This window comes from Burkholderia sp. Ac-20353 (assembly GCF_017104785.1).
In the GTDB taxonomy this organism is placed as follows: domain Bacteria; phylum Pseudomonadota; class Gammaproteobacteria; order Burkholderiales; family Burkholderiaceae; genus Burkholderia.
In genome coordinates this window covers 1-255 of the sequence record NZ_JAAGPL010000584.1, presented here as the reverse complement: position 1 = coordinate 255, position 255 = coordinate 1, and the positions used below count along the sequence as shown (strand labels likewise).

Here is a 255-nt window from a genome sequence, read left to right as displayed (position 1 = left end):
GGGGTTCTTTTCGCCTTTCCCTCACGGTACTGGTTCACTATCGGTCGATCACGAGTATTTAGCCTTGGAGGATGGTCCCCCCATCTTCAGACAGGATTTCACGTGTCCCGCCCTACTTGTCGTACACCTAGTTCTTTCATACTGTTTTCGCCTACGGGGCTATCACCCGCTATGGCCGCACTTTCCAGAGCGTTCGGCTAACAATACAAATAAAGAGTACAAGGCTGATCCCATTTCGCTCGCCACTACTTTGGG

The 255-nt window shown here is 51.4% G+C and carries 1 rRNA gene; it reads right to left on the bottom strand.

Features of this window, described 5'->3' with window-relative positions:
- Positions 1 to 255, bottom strand: a 23S ribosomal RNA gene (locus G3N94_RS42075); the annotation flags it as partial.